A 5,682-nucleotide genomic window follows, 5' to 3' on the forward strand; every position below is an offset into this window, starting at 1 on the left:
GCCTGCCGTTGCGGCCCCTGCCCGCCGGGCCCGTCACTGCCGGGACGGTCCAGCAGCAGCGTGTCCCCACCGCCGGCATCCCCCTGCCCGCGGCCCCTGCCGGACCCACCACCGCGCTCATCTGCGAACACATGTCCAGCCTCCCACCCGGGCCCGACAGTGCCCGCACCGCGACCACCCACTGTGGACAACGACTCGCGACGTGCCTCGGTGTGGACGGCGCGGGACGAGCACCCGGTTGCTTGCCCCTCAGCTCCCGGTGGTCGCCAGGACCAGCGCTGCACTGATGACGGTCACCCCGATGCCGAGGCCCAGCAGCACCAGCACATCCCAGGTGCGGGACCGCACCATGAGCCCACCGACGAGGTCTCGGGGCAGCAGCAGCCGCAGCAGCGCCGCCAGCACGAGCGTGCCGCCCATCGTGTAGCCGCTGAGCCGCACCCGGCCCTCCAGCAGCAGCCAGCCGGCGGCCACCAGCCCGATCGGGAGCACCCACCACAACCCCAACGGCTGGCTGTGCCACCACGGCGCGACCTCGCCGACCTGCTGGTCGTCGTCGGCGCCGGCGTCGTCCTCGCCGGGCCCTGCGTCGTCCTCGGGTGTCATGTCACGGCCGTCCCGCAGCGCATCGCCCGACTCATCCGAGGCGGCGTTCGGCCGCCTCGACGACGTTGCGCAGCAGCATCGCGCGCGTCATCGGCCCCACCCCACCGGGATTGGGCGACACCCACCCGGCGACCTCGGCCACCTCGGCCGCGACATCACCGGCGATCTTGCCCTCCCTTCGGGCGACGCCGACGTCCAGCACCGCGGCGCCGGGCTTGACCATCTCGGCGGTCACCAGGTCAGGAACGCCCGCCGCCGAGACCACGATGTCGGCCCGCCGGGTGTGTGCCGCCAGGTCCCTGGTGCCGGTGTGGCAGAGCGTGACGGTGGCGTTCTCCGAGCGCCGGGTCAGGATCAGCCCGAGCGGGCGACCCACGGTCAGCCCGCGGCCGATGACGACGACCTCGGCCCCAGCGATCGGCACCTCGTGGCGTCGCAGCAGCTCGACGGCGCCGACCGGGGTGCACGGCAGCGGGGCCGGCTCGCCCAGGACGAGCGCCCCGAGGTTGTGCGGATGCAGCCCGTCGACGTCCTTGGCCGGGTCGACGGCCGAGAGGATGGCGAACTCGTCCAGGCCGGTCGGCTGCTGCACCAGGAAGGCGGTGCAGGCCGGGTCCTCGTTGAGCTCTGTGACGACCGCGAGCACCTCCTCCTGGGAGGTGCCCGCGGGCAGGTCGCGGCGGATCGACTCCACGCCGATCTCGGCGCAGTCGCGATGCTTGGCGCCCACGTACCAGGTGCTCCCCGGGTCGTCCCCCACCAGCACCGTCCCCAGCCCCGGGGTGATCCCCTGCTCCCGCAGCCGGCTGACGCGCTCTCTCAGGTCGCCCTTGATCGCGGCCAGGGCCGCCTTGCCGTCGAGGATGCGGGCTGCCATGGCGGTCAGTCTACGAGTGCCCCGTCGGCACGCCTGGTAGCGGCCAGCCGCCGCCGACGCGCCCGCTGCGCCGCGACACCGGCCCAGCAGGCAGCCACGACGGTCACCGCGGCCCCGGCGAGGACGGTGAGGGTGATCTCCCGGTCGGCCGTCGGTGTCAGCAGGTCCAGCAGCAGCCCGCCACCCAGCTGGGTGGTGATGGAGACCAGCCCGAACGCGAGCACCCCGCTGTGCTGGACAGCCCAGGCCGACAGCCCGATCACCACCACCCCGAGGGCGCCGCCCCACCAGGCCCACACCGGTACCTCGGCCACGGTCCCGACAGAGGGGACCCCGGCCACCAGCAGCGGTGGGGTCGCGACCAGCAGCACCATCGCCAGCCCCACCGTGAAGTTCACCCACGCGGTGGCCAACCCGTCGCGGGTGATGGTCGTCAGCCGCCCGTTGAGCGCCTGCTGGAAGGCCAGCCCCATGCCCACGGCGAGCGCGGCCAGCGCCGGTAGCAGCACCGTCCCGCCCGCGAGCAGGTCACCGTCGGCACCCGGCCACACCATCAGCGACACCCCGGCGACCGCGAGCGCAGCCGCGGCGATCCGGCTGCCGGTGACCGCCATCCGGGGCGCGGAGCCGATCCCGATCCGGTCCACCAGCAGTGCGCTGGCGGTCTGCCCCGCGACTGCGACCAGCAGGAACGTCGCCACCCCGACGACCGGCACCGACCAGGCCTGCACGGTCACGAACAGGGCGCCGTTGATCCCGCCGAGCAGCTGCCACCACGCCAGCCGGCCCTGCCGCAGCGCGGTCCGGACCCGGCGCACCCGGTGCCGGTAGCCGGGCACCGCCCAGCAGGCGGTGAGGATCAGCCAGCCGGAGCCGAAGCTGACCCATGCCGGTAGCCAGGGACCGGTGTGGCCGGAAAACACGCCGTTCATCCGGGACTGCAGCGCCAGGCAGGCGCCGGTGACCACCGCGGCCAGCAGCGCCAGCGGGACCTCCCACCGGACGCGGTCGGCCGCGCCGGGTTGGTCAGTGGGCAAAGTGCCGGGTGCCGGTGAAGTACAGGCTCGCCCCGGCCTCGCGGGCCGCAGCGATGACCTCCTCGTCGCGGACAGAGCCGCCCGGCGAGACGACCGCGCGCACCCCGGCGCCGGTGAGGATCTGCAGGCCGTCGGGGAACGGGAAGAAGGCGTCGGAGGCGGCGACCGAGCCGGCCGCCCGCTCGGCCCCGGCCCGGTCCACGGCCAGCCGGCAGGAGTCGACCCGGTTGACCTGGCCCATGCCGATTCCGACGCTCGCCCCGTCCTTGGCCAGCAGGATGGCGTTGGACCGCACCGCGCGCACCGCCCGCCAGGCGAGCACCAGGTCCGCGAGCGCGGCGTCGTCGACAGGGTCGCCGGCGACCAGCCGCCACGCGGCCGGGTCGTCGCCCTCGGCGTCGACGACGTCGACGTCCTGCAGCAGCAGGCCACCGGAGACCGGCCGGGTCTCCACGCCGCCGCGGTGCGGCTCCGGCGCCTGCAGCAGCCGCAGGTTCTTCTTGGCGGTCAGCACCTCCAGCGCGCGCGCCTCGAAGTGGGGCGCGACGACCACCTCGGTGAACACCTCGGCGACCTGGCGGGCCATCTCCTCGGTGACCGGCCGGTTGGTAGCGATGATGCCGCCGAAGGCGGACACCGGGTCGCAGGCGTGCGCCCGCCGGTGCGCCTCGGCGACATCGGCGCCGACCGCGATCCCGCACGGGTTGGCGTGCTTGATGATCGCCACGGTGGGCTGGTCGCCCTGGTCGTGCGCGGCACGCAGCGCGGCGTCCGCGTCGACGTAGTTGTTGTAGGACATCTCCTTGCCGTGCAGCTGCCGGGCCTGGGCGAGCCCGGGGGCGGGGCGGTAGCCGTCGGCGTACAGCGCCGCGCGCTGATGCGGGTTCTCCCCGTAGCGCAGCACCTGCTGGCGCTCCCAGGTGGCGCCGATCCAGGCGGGGAAGCCGGTGCCGTCGCTGGTGTCGGTGAGCACGTTGCCCATCCAGGAGGCCACCTGCACGTCATAGGTGGCGGTGTGCACGAAGGCCTGCGCGGCCAGCTGCCGCCGCTCGGCGAGGGAGAAGCCGCCCTCCCGCGCGGCCGCGACCACCGTCGGGTAGCCGGCGGGGTCGGTGACCACGGCGACGCTGCGGTGGTTCTTGGCGGCGGCCCGGACCATGGCGGGGCCGCCGATGTCGATCTGCTCGACGCACTCCTGCGGGCCGGCACCGGAGGCGACGGTCTCGGCGAACGGGTAGAGGTTGACCACCACCAGGTCGAACGGCTCGATGTCCAGCTCGGCCAGCTGCCGGCGGTGGTCGGGCTGGGTGGTGTCGGCCAGCAGGCCGGCATGCACCCGGGGGTGCAGGGTCTTGACCCGGCCGTCCAGGCACTCGGGGAACCCGGTCAGCTCCTCGACGCGCGTCACCGGCACGCCGGCCGCCTCGATCCGGCCCGCGGTCGAGCCGGTCGAGACCAGGGCGACGCCGGCCGCGTGCAGGCCCCGGGCCAGGTCCTCCAGGCCGGTCTTGTCGTAGACCGAGACCAGTGCCCGCCGCAGCGGGCGGTACTCGTCGCGGGGGTCCGAGGAGGAGGGAGTGCTCACGGAATGGTGACCTTCCTGTGGTGGAGGTGGAAGCCCTCACGGGCCATCCGCCCGACGACGTCGACCAGGAGGGGGCGCTCGACGTCCTTGATGCGGGCGTGCAGGCTCTCCTCGTCGTCGTCCTCCCGGACGGGGACGGCCGCCTGGGCGATGATCGGTCCCGTGTCGACACCCTCGTCGACGAGGTGGACGGTGCAGCCGGTCACCCGCACCCCGTGGTGCAGCGCGTCCCGGACGGCGCGGGCCCCCGGGAAGGCCGGCAGCAGCGCCGGGTGGGTGTTCACCACCGGCCAGCCGGCCAGCACCCGCGGACCCAGCAGCTTCATGAACCCCGCCGAGACGACCAGCCGGGGGTCGTGCTCGGCGATCCGGTCGTGCAGGGCGGCGTCCCACGCGGCCCGGTCGGGGTGGTCGCCGACCGCCTCGACGAACGTGGCCAGGCCGGCTCGCTCGGCCCGGCGCAGCCCCTCGGTGCCGCCGCGGTCGGCACCGACCGCGGCTACCCGTACCCCGTAGGCCGGGTCGGCGGTGGCGTCCAGGATGCCCTGCAGGGTGCTGCCGCCGCCGGAGACCAGCACGACGACCGCGACCGGGTCGCGCTCGGGGGGCGTGGAGGGCACGACCGCACCATAGCCGGTGGCTACAGCCGGGAGCGGAGCAGGTGAGCCACCGTCACCACGAGCAGCGCGCCGCCGAGCAGCTCGCCGGCCAGCAGGCCGGCCACCTGCCACGGGTCGGTCCCGAGCTGGCCGAGCAGGCCGGGCGTCAGCCCGCCGAGGGCGAGCCAGCTCAGCAGCAGCACGCCGGCCACCGCCACGAGCACCCCGGACAGCGCCACCTGCGTCGCCTGCCACCAGCTGGCCAGGCGGGGCACCGCGCGGCTGGCCCGCCAGCCGAGCCACGCCCCGGTGAGGACAGGGACCAGCACGCTCAGCCACAGCAGGTCCGGCAGCGGGCCGGGCTCAGGCAGCGCCGCGAGCACCGGCACCAGTGGCAGGTCCGCGCCGCTGGCCTCGGTCCAGCTGACCGTGGCCTCCCCCGCGACCAGCGGGGCACCGGTGCTCCAGCCCAGCGCCCAGACCACCATGTTGGGCAGCAGCAGTAGCTGGCCCAGTGTCACCACGGCCGCGCCGACGGCCCCGGTGTCCAGCGCGTCGTAGAGCAGCAGCACCCGCTCCGCGCGCACCACCAGCACGGCGCTGAGCAGGACCGCGCCGGCGGCCAGCAGGACGGCCAGCCCCTCCCCGCCGATCCGCAGCCCCCGGTGCGCCAGCCCGGGCACCCGGTCGGCCAGCCAGGCCAGTCCGCGGTCGATGCTGGCGTGCCGCTGCTCGCGGTACTCACGGCGCACCGCGAGGACGGCCGCGGTGGCCGGGAGCAGCAGCAGGCCGGGCAGGAGGGAGCCGAGCTCGACCCGGGCAGGCCCGAGGGCAGTGAGGCTGGCCAGCAGCAGCCCGGCGGCCAGGTAGCCGGTGACGAAGCAGCTCAGCTCCGGGCCGGCCAGCGGCGACCAGGAGGCGCGGACCTCCAGCTCGACGGTCGCCTCCGTGGTGGACAGCGCGCCGAAGCTCTCCGAC

At 75.1% G+C, this 5,682-nt stretch carries 6 protein-coding genes; all 6 read right to left on the bottom strand.

Annotated features, from left to right (window positions below; translation table 11 throughout):
• Positions 1 to 249: 249 nt before the first annotated feature.
• Positions 250 to 606, bottom strand: a complete 357-nt coding sequence (locus GFJ45_RS14795; RefSeq protein WP_153398553.1) for a DUF3017 domain-containing protein — start codon at positions 604 to 606, stop codon at positions 250 to 252.
• 31 nt (positions 607 to 637) lie between these two features.
• Complete coding sequence (locus tag GFJ45_RS14800; protein WP_153398555.1) at positions 638 to 1,483, bottom strand: bifunctional methylenetetrahydrofolate dehydrogenase/methenyltetrahydrofolate cyclohydrolase; 846 nt, start codon at positions 1,481 to 1,483, stop codon at positions 638 to 640.
• Between the two features lie 5 nt (positions 1,484 to 1,488).
• Positions 1,489 to 2,520 carry a DMT family transporter gene (locus GFJ45_RS14805; protein WP_194288705.1) on the bottom strand — a complete coding sequence of 344 codons (1,032 nt, stop codon included), beginning with the start codon at positions 2,518 to 2,520 and terminating at the stop codon, positions 1,489 to 1,491.
• Positions 2,510 to 4,105, bottom strand: a complete 1,596-nt coding sequence (gene purH / locus GFJ45_RS14810) for a bifunctional phosphoribosylaminoimidazolecarboxamide formyltransferase/IMP cyclohydrolase (protein ID WP_153398559.1) — start codon at positions 4,103 to 4,105, stop codon at positions 2,510 to 2,512. Before purH ends, GFJ45_RS14805 begins: the two co-directional genes overlap by 11 nt.
• Positions 4,102 to 4,725 carry a phosphoribosylglycinamide formyltransferase gene (purN, locus tag GFJ45_RS14815; RefSeq protein WP_153398561.1) on the bottom strand — a complete coding sequence of 208 codons (624 nt, stop codon included), beginning with the start codon at positions 4,723 to 4,725 and terminating at the stop codon, positions 4,102 to 4,104. The genes purH and purN overlap by 4 nt, the downstream gene beginning before the upstream one ends.
• Positions 4,726 to 4,745: 20 nt before the next feature.
• A partial coding sequence (locus GFJ45_RS16505) for a cell division protein PerM (protein ID WP_194288706.1) occupies positions 4,746 to 5,682 on the bottom strand: 937 nt, incomplete at its 5' end.

This window comes from Ornithinicoccus halotolerans (assembly GCF_009602535.1).
In the GTDB taxonomy this organism is placed as follows: Bacteria; Actinomycetota; Actinomycetes; order Actinomycetales; family Dermatophilaceae; genus Ornithinicoccus; species Ornithinicoccus halotolerans.

Excerpts from the sequence above, each read along its gene's own strand:
- GFJ45_RS14800 (WP_153398555.1), bottom strand. The coding sequence starts at position 1,483 with ATGGCAGCCCGCATCCTCGACGGCAAGGCGGCCCTGGCCGCGATCAAG.
- GFJ45_RS14795 (WP_153398553.1), bottom strand. The coding sequence starts at position 606 with ATGACACCCGAGGACGACGCAGGGCCCGGCGAGGACGACGCCGGCGCC.